Raw genomic sequence first — 19401 nt, forward strand, 5'->3', positions numbered from 1 at the left:
TTACATTTGGTAGCGCAGGCTCAAGCCATACGTCGTCGGCGTGTAGCGGATGTCGCGCGGACGGATCGGGTCGCCCAGGTAGCTCTCGTAGCGTTCCTTGGTCAGGTTGATCGCGTCGAAATTCAGCGACAGGTTCGGCGTGATCGCATAGCCGATGCTCAGGTCGACATAAGTCGAGGCCTTGACGATGCGGTCCTGGCCGAAGCGCGGCTCGGCGATCTGCTCCACGAACTTGCCGCGCCGGGTGGCCGCCAGGCGCCCGGTCCAGCCGGCGTGCTCGTACAGCAGCGCGAAGTTGTAGCTCTGGCGCGCCACGTCGATCAGCGCGGTGGTGCGGTAGTCGCCGTTCGGGGTGCGGGTCTGGTTCTCGCCGTCGGTCCAGGTGTAGTTGAACTGCGCGCCCAGGCCGCTCCAGGCCCCCGGCAGGAAGTCGAAGAATTTCTGGATGCCGAACTCGGCGCCCTTCAGCTTGCCCTTGCCCGAGTTCTGCGGGCGGGTCACGCGGTAATTGACGCCGTTGATGGTTTCCTGCTGCTCGAAGCGCTGCAGGTAGCCGTCGATATCGCGGTGGAACAGCGCGATCTGGGCGTAGCCATTGTCCTTGAAGTAGTACTCGAGGGTCGCGTCGGTGCTGATCGACTCGGTCGGCGCCAGGTCCGGATTGCCGGCCGAACCGGTGCCCGGTGCGTTGACGGTCGGCGGAATCAGGGACAGGGCCGGATTCAGGTCCGCGAATGCCGGACGGGTGATGGTCTTGCCGATGCTCAGGTGCGACTGCAGGCGGTCGGTCCAGCTCACCACGGCCGAGGCGTTCGGCAGGAAGTTGGTCTCGTCGCTGTCGCGGTTGATCGGCGTGACGACGTCGCCGATGCGCTGGTTGCCTTCGAGCTTGCGGTCGACCTTGATCAGGCGGCCGCCGATATTGCCGGTCACGTCGATGCCGCCCAGCGCGGCCTTCCAGCGTGCGCCCAGGTGCAGCGCGGCGGTGCGCTCGCGCTGCTCGAATAGGCGCATCGGGTCGTCCGGCACCCGGCCCGCCGGCTGGCCGTAGAAGGCGCGTACCTGGTCGGCGTTATGGATCAGGAAGTCGCGCGACGGCGTGTACCACGGGCCGCCCAGGCGGTCCAGGCCCGGGGTCAGGTTCTGGAAGGACGGGCCAAAGGCGGCGATCGGCGACGGGCGCACGGCGCCGGCAGGCAGGTCGCTGGCGCGTTCGCCGCTATGGAAGCTGGCGTCGCGGGTGGACAGGCGGATGCCGCCGGTCAGGGCGGTAATGAAGCTGTCGCCGCCCAGGCGGTAGACGGCGTCGGTGCGGAACTGCGCCTGCTCGCCGCGCGACTCGGCCCAGTTCTGCACCATGCCGCGCAACACGAACTGGTTCGGATCGCGCAGCGGGTTGCTGGAAGTCGGCGTGGTGATGGCGTTGTAGCCGCCATGGCCGTCGCGCCCGTAGGTATAGACCGCGGAGCTGGCGCCCGGGATCTGCTGGTCGACGATCACGGTGTCGTTGATGAAGTCGGAGCGGGTGAAGGCCAGGTTGCTGTCGACCGACAGCGGGCCCTGGCGGTACTTCAGGCCAAAATTCAGGAAATGGGTGTCGGTACGCTCGCGCACGCCCCAGGTGCTGGTGGCGGTGTAGGGATCCCAGTCGTAGGGACCGCCGAACTGCGCTGCGGGCGCATAGGCCGACTGGATCGGGCAGATCACGCCGTCGGGCGTGTTGCAGTAGTCGCCCTGCGGGGCCAGCACCACGTTCTGCAGGCGCGGCGTCCAGGTGGCGATGTTCAGGATGTAGTCGACTTCGCTGCGCGACCGGTAGTTGGTACCGAGGTACTGGGCGGTGAATTCGGTCGCCGGGTTGAGCTTCCACTGGAAGGCGGCGTGCACGCTGCCGCGTTCCCGTTCGCCGGCATTGTAGATGCCGCCGATGTTCGGCAGTTCTCCCAGGCGGTCGCCCGGGCGCAGCGGGGCGATCGGCTGGTCGTCGTTCAGGCGGGTCGCGGTGCCGTCGGGGCTCACGGAGAAGATCCGGTCCGGACGGTCGACCCACTGCACCGGCATGCTCCAGTGGTTCTTGTTGTAGGCCACGTCCACCAGTACGCCGATCTCGCCGAGTCCGGTCTGCCAGCGGTTGCTCATCAACACGCCCAGGCCCGGGTTGTTCTTGTCCTTGGTGCCTTCGCTGCCCTCGACGTAGTTGCGGCGCGTCTCCAGGTAGCCGCTGGCGGTATAGCCCTTGAAGTCAAAGGGCGTGCGCAGGCGCACGTTGACCAGGCCCGCGATGCCGCCCTCGAACTGGTTGGCGGTCGAGGATTTATACACGTCCAGGCCGGCGATCGAATTCACCGGCAGGTCCTGGTAGGACAGGCGGCGGCCGGTACCCGTGAAGATCTCGTTGCCCTCGATGGTCGTGGCCACGTCCGGCAGGCCGCGGATAATCACGGTGCCGGTTTCGCCCAGGTTGCGTCCCACCTGGACGCCCGCGATGCGCTGCAGGGCGTCGCCGGCGGCGCGGTCGGGGAACTTGCCGATGTCGTCGGCGTTGATCGAATCGACCACCTGCTCGGCATCGCGCTTGATCTGCTCGGCCGAACGGATGCTGGCGCGGATGCCGCTCACCGTCACGGTGGCGACGCCGCCGCCGGCGGGGGCCGGCGCCGCGGCGCCGTCCTGGCCAGATTCTCGCGTGCCGCTTTCAGCGGTCGGCTGGGTAGCCTGGCCGGTTTCTCCTCCCGTTGCCTGGGTCGAAGTTTGGGCGGCGGCAAAGCCGACATGGGCGCACAGCAGCATGACGGCGGCGCAGACTGGCCGAACTTTCAAGGTGCTCATCGAGGTCTCCTGAAAAACGTGGCGATGCCGGCGTCCTCGTGGTGGACGGGCCCGCCCTTATTGGAATCGGGTTTGGTCATAAACATGAATTGCAATTCATAATTTATGACCAATATGACAAAACTATCCGAAATCGCACCGCAATGGCGCACTCAAGAAACGCTCAAATCCGGCAAAAAGGAGCGACGGAATCACGCTCCACCAGAGGGCAATCCATCTTCATGCTGGTGCGCCGGGCTACCCCGCCATTGACCTGGGCGACCAAACTTTCTGCAGCCCAGTGCCCCATTTCGTAGTTTGGTAACAACACTGTGGTGAGTGGCGGCTGGGTATAACGGGCGATGTCCTGGTCGTCGTAGCCGACCACGGAGACCTGGCGCGGCACGTCCAGCCCACGCTCGCGCACCGCTTCGATGGCGCCGACGGCCATTAGGTCGTTTGCGCAGAACAGGGCCGTGGGCGGGTCCGGCAGGTCGAGAAGCGCCCGCGCGTGCTCGTGGCCGCTGCTCACCTGCCAGTCGCCTTCGCACACCAGTTGCGCATCGAAGGGGACATCGCGCGTGGACAGGGCCTGGCGGTAGCCCTTGAGGCGCTCGGCGGCGGCCTCGATCCAGCCTTCGCCGTTGATCAGGCCGATGCGGCGGTGCCCGGCGTCGAGCAGGTGGGTGGTGGCCGCAAAGCCGCCCAGGACTTCGCTCGGCACCACCGAGGAGTACAGGCGCTCCCGCGTATGGCAGTTGAGCAGCACGGTCGGCACCCCGGCCAGCGGGGCTGGCACCGAGACCGAGCGCGTGAAGATGGTGGCGTAAACCACGCCCAGCAGGCTGGGGTCGCCCAGCACCCGCTGCAGGATGGTCTGTTCGTATTCGGGGTCGCTGCGGGTGGCGTACACGGAGAGCAGGCAGTCATGCTTCCACGCCGCGTCGCGGGCGCCGTCGATGGTCTGCATCGCGTGCGGGCTGGTGGACAGCTCGTCGGTGAGATACACGATCAGGTTGCGCTCGTGGACGGCGGCCGGATGGCCGGGCCGCTCCACCGGGTAGCCCAGCTCGCGCGCGATGCGCAGCACCTTGTTGCGGGTGGCGGCGGACACCTTGGCCCCGCTCATGTGGTTGATGACGAGGGACACCGTGGACTGCGACACGCCGGCCAGCTTGGCGATGTCGGTCATGGTGGGCCGCCGGGCGCGGCCCGTTTCGCTCATCGCGGCAGCGGCGCGCGCGGCAGCGCGGCGCCGTCGGCATCGAACAGGTGGCCGTGGGCTGGATCGAAGGCGAGCGTCACCCGTTCGCCGTTCTTCGGACAGGGCGCATCGGGACGGCACTTGAGCGACACCATCTCGGGCACGCCCTCGACCTGGGCGTAGACGATGGTGGAATCGCCCAGATACTCGACCAGGGTCACGGTGGCCGGGATCCCGGCGCTCCCTTCTCTCTCAACGCGCAGGTGCTCGGGCCGCACGCCCAGCGTGACCGCGCTGCCCGGCGCGGCATGGGCGGCGTCGGCGGCCACGTGAACCACGGCGCCGCCCGCGAGGCGCACATGGGCGGTTGCGCCCTCCTCGCCTGCCAGGGCCCCCGGCAGGAAATTCATGCGCGGCGAACCGAGGAAGCCGGCCACGAACTGGTTAGCCGGCCGCTCGTACAGCTCGAGCGGCGTGCCTGCCTGCTCGATGCGCCCGCCATTGAAGACCACGATCTTCTGACCCAGGGTCATGGCTTCGACCTGGTCGTGGGTCACGTAGATCATGGTCGCGCCCAGTTCGCGGTGCAGGCGCGCCAGCTCGACCCGGGTCTGGCCGCGAAGGGCCGCGTCCAGGTTCGACAGCGGCTCGTCGAACAGGAAGACCTCGGGCTTGCGCACGATGGCGCGGCCGATCGCCACGCGCTGACGCTGCCCGCCCGAGAGCGCCTTGGGACGGCGCTCGAGCAGGTGGCCGATCTGCAGGATCTCGGCGGCGCGCGCCACCCGTTCGGCGATCTCGTCGCGCGGGACCTTCGCCAGCTTGAGGGCGAAGCCCATGTTCTCTGCCACCGTCATGTGCGGGTACAGCGCATAGCTCTGGAACACCATGGCGATGCCGCGCCGCGCCGGCTCCACGCCGGTGCAGTCGCGGCCACCGATCTCCACGGTGCCGGAGCTGACGTCTTCCAGGCCCGCGACGATGCGCAGCAGGGTCGACTTGCCGCAGCCCGACGGGCCGACCAGCACCACGAACTCGCCGTCCGCGATGTCCAGGTCGATGCCCTTGATGACCAGGTTGTTCTCGTACTGCTTGGTAATGCCTTGCAGGCGCACAGATGCCATGCTCTCTCCGTCGATTAACCTTTGAGGCCGGTGGCGGCCAGGAAGCCGTGCGTCACCCGGCGCTGGAACAGCACATAGGCCAGCGCCACCGGCAGCGCGCCGAGCAGGGCCGCCGCCATCAGCTGGGCATAGATGACGCCATAGGCGTCGTAGGTCTGGGTCAGCCCGAGCGGGATCGTCATCATCTCGTTCGAGGTGACGATGATGAAAGGCCACAGGAAGTTGTTCCACGCGGCGATGAAGGTGACGATCGCCATCGCCCACACGATATTCCCCGAGAGCGGCAGGTAGACGCTCCACAGGATGCGAAGCGGCCCGGCGCCGTCCATCACGGCGGCTTCGCGGAAGTCCGCCGGCACGGTGTCGAAGAACTGCTTGAACACATAGATGACGACCGGCGCCACCACCTGCGGCAGCACGATCCCGGCATAGCTGTTGATCAGACCGAGCTGGTTCATGACGCGGAACAGCGGCACCAGCAAGGCTTCGAAAGGCACCAGGAAGGACAGCATCGTCAGGCCGAACAGCAGCGAGCGTCCGCGGAAGCGCAGCTGCGAAAAGGCGTAGGCGGCCATCAGGGACAGGGCCATCGTCGCCACCGTCACCAGCAGCGCCACCAGCGCGCTGTTGAATAGCCAGCGCCCGACCCGGCCCGCAGCCAGCACCTTGGCAAAGGCCGCCAAGGTCCATTGCTGCGGCAACCAATGGAAGACAGCGGAGACAGTCTCGTGCTCCGGGCGCAGCGCCGTGCTCATGGCCCACAGCAGCGGCGCCACCCACAATGCGACCAGCAGAACGGCCGCGACGGCGCCGACCATGCTCCAGCCGGCATTGGCGCGGGCGTGCAGCGTGCCCTTCATGCGCCCTCCCGCGACAGCCAGCGCGAGAACGCGGCCTGGGCCAGCGACAGCGCCACCACGATCGCCACGAACGCCATCGCGATCGCGGCCGCATAGCCGGCGTCGCTCTGGATGAAGGCGGTCTCGTACATGTAGTGCAGGGTCATGCGGGTGGTGTTGAAGGGGCCGCCGACGGTCAGGATATAGGTCTGGCCGAACACCTTCATCGAGGCGATCAGCTGCAGCACCAGGGCCAGGCCGACGACCGGGCGCATGGCCGGCCAGGTGATGGTCCGGAACAGGGTAAAGCCGCGGGCGCCGTCCAGCGCCGCCGCCTCGTACAGGTCGGCCGGAATGTTGCGCAGGCCAGCCAGGAAGAGCAGCATGTTGAAGCCGACCGTCCACCAGACCGTCGCGATGGCGACCGAAGGCAGGGCCCAGGTCAGGTCTGCCAGCCAGGCGCGCTGGGTATCGAAGATGTGGTTGATCACGCCCGATGATGGCTGCAGCATCCAGTCGGCGATCAGGGTCATCACCGAGATCGGCAGCACGTAGGGAAGGAAGAAGGCCCCCTGCAGCAGCGCGCTGGCGCGGGTGAAGTGGTCGACCAGCAGCGCCATCAAGAGGCCGAGCGCGGTCAGCGGCACCACGGTCAGCAGCGCGAAATAGAAAGTATTGCCGACCGCCGACCAAAAGGACGGGTCCTGCACCAGCGTCACGTAGTTGTCGATGCCGATGAAGGCATTGGTGCGGGTCAGGCTGCTCTCGGTCAGGCTCATGTAGAAGGTCTGGAGCGCCGGCAGCAAGAAGAACAGCAGGAACACGATGGCGAAGGGCGCCAGCAGTGTGAATGCCGACAGCGTGTCGCCGCGCCCGCCCTGGGTATGGTGCCTGGACATCGTCCCTCCTAGTAGCGCGGCGCGCGCTTGCGCAGCAAGAGTGCCGCTTCTGTTTCGAACATGCGCAGCGCCTGGGTAGGCGTGAGTTGCGACGAGAGCGCGGCCGGCAGGTACTTCGAGGCCATCGCCTCCAGCGGACCGGCGGCGCCCATGTACCAGGCGTCCGGCGCGTAGATCACGCTGCGCGCCACCTCCGCATACAGGCGATTGGGCATGAGGGACAACGCGGCCGGCGACTCGGCCACCGGCCGGTAGGCCAGCACGTGGCCGCCCTCGGCCCAGGTCAGCGAATTCTTGGTGACAAAGGCGATGAAGCGCATTACGGCGCGCAGCTTCTGCGGCGACATCGGCTCGCCTTCGTTGGCCGGGATCGCGAAGGCGTGCGAATCGGCCCAGACGCTGTCGTTGCCGTACATGCGCGGCAACGGCACGATGCCGTACTCGAAGCCGAGGGTGCCCTGCTTCGTCGCGCGCACCATCTCGGGCACTTCCCACACGCCGTTGATCATGAAGCCGGCATTACCGCCCATGAACTGGCTGGTCGAAGCCTGGTAGTTCAGCCCGGCCTGGGCATAGCCCTTGGCGAACCAGTCGCTGATGCGGGTCAGCGAATCCACGCCGGCGGCCCCGTAGGCGAAGCGCCCGTTCTGGATCAGCGGCACCTCGCGCTGGGCCAGCATCGAAAGCCACAACCGCAACACCGCGTAGGAACTCTGGTTGCTCTCCATCGTCATGCCGGGGCGGCCGGTGGCCTGGCGTACGGCGCGGAAGGCGCTTGTCAGGGCATCGATGCCTTGGATCGGCTTCAGATTGCCGCCCGCGTCGAGCAGTCCCGCGTTGCCGACCAGGTTCTTGTTGTAGTACAGGACCAGCGGGTGCAGGTCGAGCGGAATCGCATAGGTCTTGCCGGCGTGCTGGGATTTCTCCCACTGGCGCGGATAGAAGTCGCCCGGGTTCAGGCCCGCCTGACGCAGTTCGTTGGGCGCGATCGGGCGCAGCACGCCGCCGCCGGCCAGGTTGGTCATGCGCGACAGGTGCACGGTGGCGATATCGGGACCGGCGCCGACCACGGACGAGGTGATGAGCTTGGTGTAGAAAGGCTCGCCCCACTTCAGCGTGGTGCTGACCACCCTCACCTCGCGCTGGCTGGCATTGAAGCGTTCAACCAGCGCCGCCATGCGCGCACCATCGCCGCCGCTCAGCAGCGTCCACATGCGCACTTCGGTCTGCGCCAACGCGCACGTGGGTGCGCACAGCAGCGCTGCCAGCACCGCGCCGGCGAGGCGCAACGTGAATGGGGTCAAGCCTGTCTCCTGGTCGATCTGGTGGGATGCCACTCTTTTATCATTAATACTAGCAAATAATTATTAATAGGGGCTGTCCTGCAGGCATGAATGCGTGCGAGGTAGAATCAGCCTTTTTGGCGGGTGGACGGGGATGTGGATCGGTGTGCTGTGCGGCCTGGCTGCAGGGGCCTTGTGGGGCCTGGTGTTCATCGCGCCCGCCCTGCTCGCGGCGTTCTCGCCCCTGGAGCTGGCGGTCGGCCGCTATACCGCCTACGGCGCCATGGCCCTGGTGCTGCTGCTTCCGCGCCTGAAGTCCCTGCTGGCCAGCCTGCTGCCTGCCGATTACGCGGCGCTGCTGCGCCATGCGCTGGCGGGGAACATCGTGTATTACATGTTGCTCGCGGCCGGCGTGAAGTATGCCGGGGTGGCGCCGACTTCCCTGATCATCGGCATGCTGCCGGTGGTGGTCACCCTGATGGGCCGCAACGACCACGGCGCCCTGCCGCTGCGGCGCCTGGCGCTGCCGCTCCTGCTGGTGGCGGCCGGCATCGCCTGCATCAACGTCGACAGCTTCCTGCATGCCGGCCCTAGCACGTCTGCCGGCGACATCCTGCTCGGCATGCTGTGCGCGGCGGGCGCTCTGCTGTGCTGGAGCTGGTATGCCCTCGACAACGCGCGCTACCTGAAGCGCAATCCGCAGTTCTCCAGCACCCAGTGGTCGGCCCTGTATGGCCTCGCGACCGGCGTGATCGCACTGGCTCTGGGCTGCGTCGCCTGGGTCTTCGGCATCGGGGCGGACGCAGGGCCGGCGCGCGACTGGCAGCTGTTCTGGGCCTGCAATGCGCTGGTGGCGCTGGGCGCTTCGGTGATCGGCAACGGCCTGTGGAACGTGGCCAGCCGGCGCGTGCCGGTCACGCTGTCCGGCCAGCTGATCCTGTTCGAGACCCTGTTCGCGCTGCTGTATGGCTTCCTGTACCGCGGCCACGGCCCGCGCGCGCTGGAGCTGGCCGCGATCGTGCTGCTGGTGGCGGGCGTGACCTGGTCGGTGCACGCCCATGCAGCGCAAGACGACTCAGCGCGGCAGGCGCTCGATCCGGACCTCGTCGATCGTGACGGCGTGTCCGGCGCCGCCCATCGCCACCAGCCCTAGGCGGGCCTTGCCGCCCAGGCGGTGGGTCCAGGTCGTGCCGCCGACCCAGGCGCCCTTGGTCTTGCCCTCGGCCTGCGACCAGGCCGTGTAGTGCTCCTCGTCGCCGACGCGGCGGATGTCGATGCGCAGCCAGGTCCATTCGCCCGGCGTGCCGGCCACTGTGTTGCCGTAGCGCGGATAGCCCCTGGCGACCGGCGCCAGCTCCTTGCCGAACTCCACCTGGCGCAAGCCCTCGTGCGCCAGCTCCACCAGCTTGACGTAGTTGTCGTCGTCGCCCATCACCACGATCCCGGCTTGCACCGGCTTCTCGCAGCAGTCGAGCGGCGCGTCCAGGCGGATGCGCGCCAGGATGCGCAGGTCGCCTTCGGGCAGCGGCGTGGCCAGCACGGCGGCGCTGTTGGTGTCGACATGCAGGTCGGTCGGCTGGGTCGACAGGCGCAGGCCCGGCTGGCCGCTGCTCCAGCTGCCGGCTGCGCGCGGGCGGATCCAGCTCCAGCGTGCGTCCAGCTGGGCCTTGTCGAAGCGCTCGCTCCACAGCGGTGTGGTCGCCACCGGCGTAGGCGCCGCCGGCAGCGCCGCCGGCAGCGGTCCCGGGGTGACCGCAGGCCCCTGCATGGGGCGGTCCGACGGCCCGTCACCGCGGTTGATGACCGGCCACCCATCCACCCAATCGACACGGTCCAGCAGCAGCGGGCGCCGTGTGAGCTTGTCCTCGACGCTGAAATAACCCTGGTTGCGGTCCACCGCGTGGTACAGCGTCCACCACTGACCGGCCGCGTCCTGGAACACGCTGTTGTGGCCTGCGCCGACCCAGCGGTTAGCGTTCTGCGGCAGCACCGGGGTGCCGCCGGCGCGCGCGGCGGCCATGTCATTGCCCTCGCGGTCGAGGAAGGGGCCTTCCGGACTGGTCGCGCGGCCAACCATCAGGGCGTAACCGGTCAGCGGGCCGCGGCAGCAGTCGGTGGTGGACGCGAACATGTACCAGTATTTACCCACCCGCACCACTTCGGCGCCCTCGTAGCGGTTGGCGGCCCCCACGCGCACGGCATTGCCTTCGACCTGCAGCCCATCCTTCGACAAGCGCTGGACAAAAATGCCGCCGCCGTAGCTGCCGTAATACAGCCAGCGGTCGCCCTGCCCGTCCTCGACCACGTCCGGATCGAAGGTCCATTGGAAGTTACAGCCGGCGCCGGCGCGGCGCGGCGCCACCACCGGGCGCTCCACCGCTTTCCAAGGTCCGGCCGGCGAAGCGCTGGTCGCCACCGCGATGCCGCTGTCCGCCTCGCAGCCCTTTTCCGGGCTGTGGCGGTCGGCCACGTCGGTGACCGTGAAATACAGGTAGTAGCTGCCGTTCTGGTACACCGGCTCGGGCGCCCACAGCCCGGCCTTCGGGCCCGCGAGGCCGGCCGGGCGCCGGTCGAAGGAGTCGCGCACGAAGTGCCAGTTGACCAGGTCGACCGAGCGGTAGACCGGCATCATGCGGAACTTCCAGCCCGCTCCATCGCGTTCCTTGCGGCTGACCGGGTCCATGGTGCAGTACAGGTACCAGACGGTGGGCGACGAGGTGCGGTCGCGCAGCAGCGCCGGGTCGGCGCAGCTCTCGGCCAGGCTGCCGTCGGCCAAACGCAGCGGCAGCGGATTGGTATAGGTGCTCGCGGCAGCGGACTGGGCCGCGGCGCCGCAGGCCAGGAACAGCGCCGCCAGGCAGACGGGCAGTCGCAGGAATCGCATCATGGGGTCTCCTCGTGGGCGCCCGGGGCAGGACGCCTGTTATTGCCCAAAAAATATTCTATTCGTGTGTCCGGCGGCGCACGGGTGGGCCTCGGCCTTGCCATTCTGGCTAAATTGTCTAGTCAATCGTTGTAGCTGGATGATATTTTCGTTCAATTATTTTTGTAGGACTATTGCCCGTTGTCACTACCTGCTAGACTGCCCGGGCTGCATCCAAGCATCATCGCAAAGTTGTCGAAATAGAACAACAGGGATGCGGCCAAAGTGAGAGAATTAACAAGAAGAAACAGGGGAAGTCTGAAATGAAAGTCATGCAGGTCCGTCCGGCGCGCAAGCTGCTGGCGCTTGCCGTATCCAGCGTCGCCTGCGGCATGCTCAAGGCACAGGAAGTGCCGGCCGCCCACGAAGACGCCGTTCCGGAAGTCGTGGTCACGGCCCAGCGCACCGTTTCCACCATCTCGCGCACCCCGGTCGCGATCAGCGTGCTCCAGGGCGAGCAGCTGCGCGAGCTCGGCCTCGACAATCCGGCCTCGGTCGGTGCGCGGCTGCCCAACGTCCACGTCGACCAGGCCTTCTCGGGCCTGCGCGTGAGCATGCGCGGCATCAGCAATAACGACACCACCGACAAGGGCGACCCGTCCGCCGCCTTCATGCGGGATGGCGTCTACATCGCGCGGCCGGCCGGCCAGACCGCCAACTTCCTCGACGTCGACCGCATCGAAGTGCTGCGCGGTCCGCAGGGCACCCTGTACGGCCGCAATACCACGGCAGGCCTGATCAACGTGATCTCGAACGCGCCGACCGCACGGCTGGAAGGCCGCGTCGCCCTGGAGGCGGGCAGCTATCGCAACCGCAAGGTCGAGGGCGTCATCAACGTACCGGTGAACGATGCGCTGGCCCTGCGCGCCGCCGTCAGCGCGCGCAAGCAGGACCCTTTCCTGGAAAACCGGCAGGGCACGCGCTGGACGCCCGGCATGAACCGCGACGACCGCGATGCCCGGCTGAGCGCCAAGCTCGCGCTTGGATCCGACGCCGCGCTGCTGCTGCGCTACGACCACAGCCTCGTCACCGACAACAACGACCGCATCGTCCCCGACACCAATTTCTATACCGGCGTTTCGAGCGGCGCCCCGGCATGGAAAGCCGGTAGTACCGACGAGCGCCTGGCCATGGCCTTCCGCCCCGCGAACATCGCACCGGTGCAGGGCATGCAGGACCGCCGCGCGCGCGGCCTGTCGGCCGACCTGAGCTGGAAGCTGGGCCCGGCCACCTTCTACTACCTCGGCTCGCACCGTGAACTCGACCAGCAGATGGTCAACAATTACTATTACCGGATCGCGCCGACACTGGCCCTCGGCGTGATCAACACCTATGACGGCGCCAACGCCCAGGATTCGCACGAACTGCGCGTCGCCAGCAATGGCGATGGCCCGTTCAGTGCGCAGGGCGGCCTGTATTGGTTCAGCGAAGAATCCGACACCAGCTATGCCTTCCAGGGCCTGCGTCCGGTCGGCCTGCCGCCCTACTACTCCTTCCCGCTGCGTACCGAAGCGCGCAGCCGCGCCGCATTCGGCCAGTTGACCTGGCGCGCCCGCGCGGACCTGCGCCTGACCACCGGTGCGCGCCGCACGCTGGACCGCAAGTGGCGCGTCGGTTCGACCGACTTCCAGCAAGGCCCGGTGTTCAACCCGGCCCTTGATCGCCGAATCCTGAGCGCCGCCGACCTGTCGACAGGGCGCACGACCTGGCGCCTGGGCGCCGAGTTCGACCTGGCCCCAGGCACCATGGCCTACATCAGCCTGGCCACCGGCTACAAGGCGGGCGCCTTCAACGACGGCTGCGTGGCCGGCGCCAGCGCCCTCGGCATCGCCTGCCCGGCTGCCACCGCCGTCACGCCCGAGTACCTGTACTACCAGCCGGAAGAACTGCGCGCCTGGGAAGGCGGCGTCAAGTCGCGCCTGATGGGCGGCCGCCTCACGCTCAATGCGGCTGTATTCGACTACGACTACACCAACCTGCAGCTGACCGGCAATGCGATTGTCGCGGGCGCCCCGCGCCTCCTGACCCGCAACGCCGGCGCCGCGCGCAGCCGCGGCCTCGAGCTCGATGGCGAACTGCGCGTCGGCGCGGGAGGGCGCCTCAGCTACGGTCTCACCCTGCTCGACGCCCGCTACGTGCGCTATATGGCGACGCCGACCGTGTCCTGGGCAGGCCACAAGCTGGACCGGGCGCCGAGCCGCGTGATCACGCTCGGCTACCAGCAGCGGCTGGCGCTTGCGGGCGGCCAGCTCAGCGCCGGCGTATTCACGCGCGCCAGCAGCGCGTACATCCTCGGCATCCCGACCCAGCTGCTGACCTACCGCGTGCCCGCGCACACCAGCAGCGACGCCACGCTGGCGTGGGCGCCGGGAGCCGGCGCTTGGCGTCTGCTGGCGCGCGTGCGCAATATCGAGAACAAGGTGCGCCCGACGCTGATCGACAGCTTCGGCATGACCACGCCGAGCGCCCCGCGGACGGCCGACCTGCGCCTGGAGCTGCGTTTCTGACATGTGCCGGGAACCGCCCGGCTTTTCCTTATCCGTGAATTCTTCTGCTGGAGGCTGAATGAAGCGCGACGCCGTGCCCTTGACGTCCCCCTCGATGCGGGCCGACCCGCCCGCCGACGACACCGTCGCCCGCCTGCTGGCCGGCGCCGACGGTCCCCATGCACTGGCCGAGCGCGTCGCCGCGCTCAACCGCGAGCTCGCGCGCTGGGACAGCAACGGCGGTCTCGCAGCCTGGCAGCCAGGGCCGGATTGCGATCCGCAGCTCAGCGCTGCCCTGAAAGACTACTTGGCGCGCTGCTGGCAGCTTCCCGACTGGGCCGATGTGGAGAAGATCGACCGCGCGGAGCACCTGTTCATGGACATGAGCATGCTGTCCTGCACCCTGCTGTTCTGCGCAAGCCTGCCCGAGTGCTACGTGCTGCCAGACCTGTCCGCCGTGCTGCACGCCGCCGGCCAGCTGGAACAGCACACCGACTACCGGATCCGCTCCACCGCCGCCATGATCTTCCCGGTCATGATGCGCGGCGGCCTGACGTCGCCGCAGGGCTTCGGCGTGGCCCAGGCCCTCAAGGTGCGCCTGATCCACGCGACCATCCGCCACCTGATCCTGCGCGGCGCTCCGCCAGCTAGCGAAGCCGTGGCCGCGCCGCCGCTGGCGCCGCTGCGCCCGGCCGGCGGCGGCATGTACCACCTGCTCTACGCCCACGGCTGGGACAGCGCGGAGCGCGGCTTGCCCTGCAACCAGGAAGAACTGGCCTACACCCTCCTGACCTTCAACTTCGTGTTCCTGCGCGGGCTGCGCCGCCTCGGCCTGGGCCTCGAGCGCAGCGACGAGGAAGCCTACCTGCATGCCTGGAACGTGCTGGGCAACCTGCTCGGCATCGAGCGCGAGCTCATGGCCTGGACCATGATTGACGCCGAGGCGCGCTTCGCCGACATCCAGGCGCGCGCCCGCAAGGCGCCGCGCGAGAACGACCCGCGCCCGCCCCTCGCCGCGGCCCTCATGCGGGAAATGGAAAACCAGATCCCGCTGCGGATCCTGAAAAGCTTCCCGACCCTGTTGACGCGCCGCCTTTGCGGCCCCCAATCCAGCCGCGACCTCGGCCTCAACGGCCGCGTGTCGCTGGCCTCGCGCATCCTGTTCCGGCTGTGCTTCGGCGCCGTGCGCGCCTTCGACGCCGTGCTGCGCCTGTTCGTGCCGGGCTTTTCGATCAGCCGCATGCTGACGCGGGTAGCCGGCTACCGCCTGGTGTCGCGCTTCCTGATGGACCAGACCCGCCCGCTGCGCCTGCCCGATGCGCTGCTCAACCAGGTCGACGCCGCTTTCGAGGACTGGCGCAGCGACCCGGACGCACCGCGCTGGCTGAACCGGGTCGAGGACAGGCTCGCCGGCCGTTCCACCACGGCCGGAGGAACGCCCGCATGATCGCTACCCTCGCTATGCTGCGCGCGCACCTGCGCAGCTACCTGCTGCTGGCCCTGGTGCTGCTCCTGGCTTGCGCGAGCGCAGGCGCCGCCGCCCCCGCCCCGCTCGTGCTCGGCCCGGAAACCTCCAGCGTCGACGCCTGGCCCGCCACATCGGTGCTAGTCGACGAGGGTGGCCGGCTCGACGCCGCCGCCGCGCTGGCGCTTGGGGCCCGCTACGCTCCGCCGACCACCTCGCGCGGCGTGCTCAAGCTGGTTAAGGATCCCCACTGGGTGCGCATCCCGCTGCGCCTGGCCCCTGATGCGCCGCGCGACTGGGTGGTGCAGATCGACTTCGGCATGCTCGACGAAGTGGCGTTCTACCTGGAACACGAGGGGCGCCTGCGCAAGCTTGCCAGCAGTGGGCGCCGCCTGCCGGAAGACGGGGCGCTCAAGGGGCGTGTGCCGGCCGTGGCGCTGACGCTGGAACCTGGCGCCGACTACACCCTGCTGGTGCGGGTATTCACCGTGGGTTCGCGCGTGGCCCCGATCAGCATCATGCGGCCGGACGCCTACAACCGCGCCGCGCTGGGCGAGCAGATGCTGCAAGGCCTGCTGCTCGGCCTCGCGCTCTGCCTGGTCGCCTACAGCCTGGGCCAGTGGCTGGCCCTGCGTGAGACCCTGTACCTGAAATACGCCATGTACGTGGGCGGCCTGACCCTGTATTCGATGGCCTGGTTCGGCCTGGGCGAGCAGTTCCTGTGGCGTGGCCAGGCCTGGTTCAGCATCCACGTGCTGGGTATCGCCTCGCAGATCGGCTCCGCCGGCGCCTACCTGTTCGTGGAACAGATCCTGGCGCGGCCCGGCGTCGACCGCCGCTTCAGCCGCATCATGAGGGGCGGCGCGGCCGTCTGCATCCTGGCCGCCGTGCTGTGGGGCGCCGGCCTGGTGGGCCAACGCGCCCTGATGGTGTTCACCATGACGATCGGCGCCCTGCCGATGTTCCTCGGCCTGCCCGGCGCCTGGCGCCGCATGCGCGCCGGCGACGAGATCGGCTTGTTTTTCCTGTTCAGCTGGTTCTTCAGCGCAGGCGGCGCCGTGGTTCAGGGCATGCTGGCCGTGGGCGTGCTGCCGGCGAATTTCTGGACCCTGCACTCGCTGCAGCTGGGCGTCACGATCGACATGCTGATGTTCCTGCGCATGATCAGCATCCGCAGCAAGGCGACCCGGCAGGCGATGCTGCGCGCGGAAGCGGAGGCGCGCATGAAATCCGAATTCCTGGCCAACATGAGCCACGAGATCCGCACGCCGATGAACGCCATCATCGGCATGAGCCGCCTGGCCCTGATGGGCGACGCGCCGCCCAAGCTGCGCAACTATCTGAGCAAGATCCTGGGCGCGGGCGAGCACCTGCTAGGCTTGATCAACGACATCCTTGACTACTCCAAGATCGAAGCCGGCAAGCTGGCGATCGAGGACGTCGCCTTCGACCTGAACGAATCATTTGACCACCTCTCGAGCGTGATCAGCGTGAAGAGCGACGCCAAGGGTGTCGAGCTGGTCTTCCGAGTGGGCCCCGGCGTGCCGCAGCACCTGGTGGGCGACCCGTTGCGACTGGGCCAGGTGCTGGTCAACCTGGCCGGGAATGCCGTCAAGTTCACCGAACGCGGCGAGATCGTGGTGGCAGTCGAAGTGGTGGAACGCCTGGACGAGCGCGTGACCCTCGAATTCTCGGTGACCGATACCGGCATCGGCATGAGCGAGGAAGAGATCGCGCGCCTGTTCCAGTCCTTTACCCAGGCCGACAGCTCGACCACCCGCAAGTACGGCGGCACCGGCCTGGGCCTGTCGATCTCGCGCCAGCTGGTCGAGCTGATGGGTGGATCCATCGGCGCCACCAGCACGCCCGGCAAGGGCAGCCGCTTCGCCTTCACGCTGCCGCTCGGCATGCCAGCGGACGAGGCCGCGGCGGCGCGCCCGGTCGCCCTGCGCCAGGTGCGCGCCCTGGTGGTCGACGACAGCGCCACCGCGCGCGCGGCACTGGCCGAGATGCTGGACGCGCTCGGCGTGCAGACCGACACCGTTGCCTCGGGCGAGGAATGCCTGGCGGCGCTCGCCACGGCCCGCCAGGGCGACAAGCCGTACGGCGTGGTGCTGATGGACTACCTGATGCCGGGCCTGGACGGGGTCGAGACCATCCGCCGCATCCACGCCGCCAGCCCCGGCGCGGCGCCGCCGGCGATCCTGATGGTGTCGGTGTGCACCCGCGACGCCGTGCTGGAGCAGGAAGGCGAGCTCCCGGTTGACGCTTTCCTGCACAAGCCGGTTGCCCCGGCCCTGCTCTACCACAGCATGCTGCAGGCACTGTCTCCGCAGGGAGCGGGCCTCGGCCCGCTGGCCCCGCCCGCAATGGCGCCAATGAGCTCGGTGGCCGAGCTGCCGCGCCTCGATGGCGCCCGCATCCTGCTGGCCGAGGACAATGCCAACAACCGCGAAGTCGCACTCGACTTCATGGCCGCCGCCCGCATGCAGGTGGACGTGGCCTTCAACGGCGTCGAGGCGGTGCGCATGGCAAAAGCAGGCGACTACGACCTGGTGCTGATGGACATCCAGATGCCGGAACTCGACGGCCTGGACGCCGCCCGCGAGATCCTGGCCGATCCGCGCCTGCGCAAGCTGCCGATCGTGGCCATGACCGCGCATGCGCTGCCGAGCGACCGCGCCCGGAGCCTGGAAGCGGGCATGATCGACCACGTCACCAAGCCGATCGACCCCGACCTGCTGTTCTGCGCTCTGCTCAAGTGGATCGACCCGACGCGGCTGGCAGGACGCCCGCTGCCGGCCGCCCAGCCGCAACCGGCAATCCAGTTCGAGGGCCTGGCCGCGCTGCCCCGCGTGCCCGGACTCGACTGGCAGCGTGCGCTGGAAAAGGTCGACGGCCAGCGCAGCCGCCTGGAAAAGCGCGCCAGCAGCTTCGTGCGCGAATACGCCGATGCGCCGCGCATCCTGCGCGAAGCCCTGGGCTCCAGCGACCATCCGCGCCTGCAGTCGCTGGCGCACAACCTGAAGTCGAGCGCCGCCTACGTCGGCGCCTTCGAACTGGCGGCCAGCGCGCATCGCCTGGAACAGGACCTGCGCAACGGCCAGGCCGAGCGCCTGGCGACCCAGGTCCCGGGCCTGGTGCACGCCGCCGAGACCGTGCTGGCGGCCCTGGCGCAGCTGGCCGAGGCGGCGCAGCCACGCCGGGCCGACCCGGCCGCGCTGGCAGAGTTGCTGGGACGACTGCAGGAACACCTGCACCAGGACGACGCGCGCGCCGAGGACGTCCTGCGCGAGCTGGAAGCCCTGCTGCATGGTGGCGCCCACGACGCCGTGCTGGGCGAACTGCGGCGCGCGGTGCTGGACCTCGAATACGGCGCCGCCCTGGCGCCGCTGGCGCGCCTGGCCGCCAGCCTGGAACTGAGCATGGAGGACGCCCGATGAATGGGGTGGAGATGCAGAAGGTGCTGGTCGCCGACGACGACGCGGTCAACCGCGACGTGCTGGGCGAACTCCTGATGCCCGAATACACCGTACTGCTGGCCCGGAACGGCGCCCAGACCCTGGAGCGCGCCCTGCGCCACCTGCCCGACCTGATCCTGCTCGACGTGATGATGCCGGACATGGACGGCTACGAGGTGCTGCGCCGCCTGCGCGCCGAGCCGCAGACGGCGCACATCTCGGTGATTTTCATCTCGGGCCTGGACCGGCCGGAAGACGAAGCGAGCGGCCTCAAGATGGGCGCCTCGGACTACATCACGAAGCCCTTCAACCAGACCGTGGTGATGGCGCGCGTCGCGCTGCACCTGCAGGTGGTGCGCCAGCGCCGGATGCTCGAGCGCCTGGCCAACATCGATGGCCTGACCGAGCTGGCCAACCGGCGCCGCTTCGACGAAGTGTATGCGCTCGAGTGGCAGCGCGCGCGGCGCAGCAGCCGCCCGCTGTCGCTGGCCCTGCTCGACATCGACGCCTTCAAGCAGTACAACGACCGCTACGGCCACCCGGCCGGCGACCGCGCCCTGCGCGCGGTGGCGCGCCTGGCCGCGGGCGCGATGCGGCGCCCGGCCGACCTGGCGGCGCGCTACGGCGGCGAAGAGATGGTGCTGCTGCTGCCCGAGACCGGCGCCCTGGAAGCCTGCCAGGTGGTGGCGCAGCTGCGCGAGGCCGTGTCCGGCCTGATGATCACCCACGAAGCGTCGAGCGTCGCGCCGGTGCTGACCGCCAGCGTGGGCGGCGCCACCCTGGCGCCGGACGACCCAGGTTCGGCGGCCGACCTGTTCGAAGCTGCCGACGCCGAGCTCTACCGGGCCAAGCAGGCCGGCCGCAACCAGGTGGCCTGGCGCGGGCTCGATGCCTGCGCCGTCCAGTAGA

The 19401-nt window shown here is 68.6% G+C and carries 12 protein-coding genes; 5 read left to right on the forward strand and 7 right to left on the reverse strand.

The window, feature by feature from the left end:
- From LK539_RS18035 to LK539_RS18060, 6 genes are all read right to left on the reverse strand, one after another.
- The gene (locus LK539_RS18035; protein WP_227802443.1) at positions 1-2829 is read right to left on the reverse strand and encodes a TonB-dependent receptor; all 2829 of its coding nucleotides are present in this window, start codon (positions 2827-2829) and stop codon (positions 1-3) included.
- 163 nt (positions 2830-2992) lie between these two features.
- On the reverse strand, positions 2993-4000 hold the full coding sequence (locus tag LK539_RS18040; RefSeq protein WP_227802444.1) for a LacI family DNA-binding transcriptional regulator: 1008 nt from the start codon (positions 3998-4000) through the stop codon (positions 2993-2995).
- Positions 4001-4029: 29 nt separating this feature from the next.
- Positions 4030-5136 (reverse strand): ABC transporter ATP-binding protein, encoded by a 1107-nt coding sequence (locus LK539_RS18045; protein WP_227802445.1) that lies wholly within the window; start codon positions 5134-5136, stop codon positions 4030-4032.
- A 14-nt stretch (positions 5137-5150) separates the two neighbouring features.
- Positions 5151-5996: a carbohydrate ABC transporter permease gene (locus LK539_RS18050; protein WP_227802446.1), complete on the reverse strand. Its 846-nt coding sequence runs from the start codon at positions 5994-5996 to the stop codon at positions 5151-5153.
- On the reverse strand, positions 5993-6874 hold the full coding sequence (locus LK539_RS18055; RefSeq protein ID WP_227802447.1) for a carbohydrate ABC transporter permease: 882 nt from the start codon (positions 6872-6874) through the stop codon (positions 5993-5995). The genes LK539_RS18050 and LK539_RS18055 overlap by 4 nt, the downstream gene beginning before the upstream one ends.
- 8 nt (positions 6875-6882) lie before the next feature.
- Positions 6883-8178, reverse strand: coding sequence for an extracellular solute-binding protein (locus tag LK539_RS18060; protein ID WP_227802448.1), 1296 nt, complete (start codon positions 8176-8178; stop codon positions 6883-6885).
- Positions 8179-8311: 133 nt separating this feature from the next.
- On the opposite strand from LK539_RS18060, the gene LK539_RS18065 reads away from it, so the two are divergent.
- On the forward strand, positions 8312-9310 hold the full coding sequence (locus tag LK539_RS18065; RefSeq protein WP_227802449.1) for a DMT family transporter: 999 nt from the start codon (positions 8312-8314) through the stop codon (positions 9308-9310).
- On the opposite strand, the gene LK539_RS18070 is transcribed toward LK539_RS18065, so the two are convergent.
- Positions 9233-11044 (reverse strand): family 43 glycosylhydrolase, encoded by a 1812-nt coding sequence (locus tag LK539_RS18070; protein WP_227802450.1) that lies wholly within the window; start codon positions 11042-11044, stop codon positions 9233-9235. The two genes, LK539_RS18065 and LK539_RS18070, sit on opposite strands and share 78 nt — an antisense overlap.
- Positions 11045-11343: 299 nt before the next feature.
- Here LK539_RS18070 and LK539_RS18075 point away from each other — a divergent pair, with 299 nt between their 5' ends.
- The 4 genes from LK539_RS18075 to LK539_RS18090 are packed head-to-tail and all read left to right on the forward strand — an operon-like array spanning position 11344 to position 19400.
- Positions 11344-13587, forward strand: coding sequence for a TonB-dependent receptor (locus LK539_RS18075; protein WP_227802451.1), 2244 nt, complete (start codon positions 11344-11346; stop codon positions 13585-13587).
- A gap of 58 nt (positions 13588-13645) precedes the next feature.
- On the forward strand, positions 13646-15013 hold the full coding sequence (locus tag LK539_RS18080; protein WP_227802452.1) for an oxygenase MpaB family protein: 1368 nt from the start codon (positions 13646-13648) through the stop codon (positions 15011-15013).
- Entirely contained in the window at positions 15010-18474 is a 3465-nt protein-coding gene (locus LK539_RS18085) for a hybrid sensor histidine kinase/response regulator (RefSeq protein WP_227802453.1), read from the forward strand. Before LK539_RS18080 ends, LK539_RS18085 begins: the two co-directional genes overlap by 4 nt.
- On the forward strand, positions 18471-19400 hold the full coding sequence (locus LK539_RS18090) for a diguanylate cyclase (protein ID WP_227802454.1): 930 nt from the start codon (positions 18471-18473) through the stop codon (positions 19398-19400). The genes LK539_RS18085 and LK539_RS18090 overlap by 4 nt, the downstream gene beginning before the upstream one ends.
- The last annotated feature ends 1 nt before the right edge of the window (position 19401 follow it).

Origin of the sequence: Massilia sp. IC2-476 (assembly GCF_020707295.1) — a bacterium.
GTDB lineage: Bacteria > Pseudomonadota > Gammaproteobacteria > Burkholderiales > Burkholderiaceae_D > Telluria.

Bases quoted from the DNA above. Each gene is read 5' to 3' on its own strand.
- LK539_RS18035 (WP_227802443.1), bottom strand. From the start codon at position 2,829: ATGAGCACCTTGAAAGTTCGGCCAGTCTGCGCCGCCGTCATGCTGCTG.
- LK539_RS18040 (WP_227802444.1), bottom strand. From the start codon at position 4,000: ATGACCGACATCGCCAAGCTGGCCGGCGTGTCGCAGTCCACGGTGTCC.
- LK539_RS18045 (WP_227802445.1), bottom strand. From the start codon at position 5,136: ATGGCATCTGTGCGCCTGCAAGGCATTACCAAGCAGTACGAGAACAAC.
- LK539_RS18050 (WP_227802446.1), bottom strand. From the start codon at position 5,996: ATGAAGGGCACGCTGCACGCCCGCGCCAATGCCGGCTGGAGCATGGTC.
- LK539_RS18055 (WP_227802447.1), bottom strand. From the start codon at position 6,874: ATGTCCAGGCACCATACCCAGGGCGGGCGCGGCGACACGCTGTCGGCA.
- LK539_RS18065 (WP_227802449.1), top strand. From the start codon at position 8,312: ATGTGGATCGGTGTGCTGTGCGGCCTGGCTGCAGGGGCCTTGTGGGGC.
- LK539_RS18070 (WP_227802450.1), bottom strand. From the start codon at position 11,044: ATGATGCGATTCCTGCGACTGCCCGTCTGCCTGGCGGCGCTGTTCCTG.
- LK539_RS18075 (WP_227802451.1), top strand. From the start codon at position 11,344: ATGAAAGTCATGCAGGTCCGTCCGGCGCGCAAGCTGCTGGCGCTTGCC.
- LK539_RS18080 (WP_227802452.1), top strand. From the start codon at position 13,646: ATGAAGCGCGACGCCGTGCCCTTGACGTCCCCCTCGATGCGGGCCGAC.
- LK539_RS18085 (WP_227802453.1), top strand. From the start codon at position 15,010: ATGATCGCTACCCTCGCTATGCTGCGCGCGCACCTGCGCAGCTACCTG.
- LK539_RS18090 (WP_227802454.1), top strand. From the start codon at position 18,471: ATGAATGGGGTGGAGATGCAGAAGGTGCTGGTCGCCGACGACGACGCG.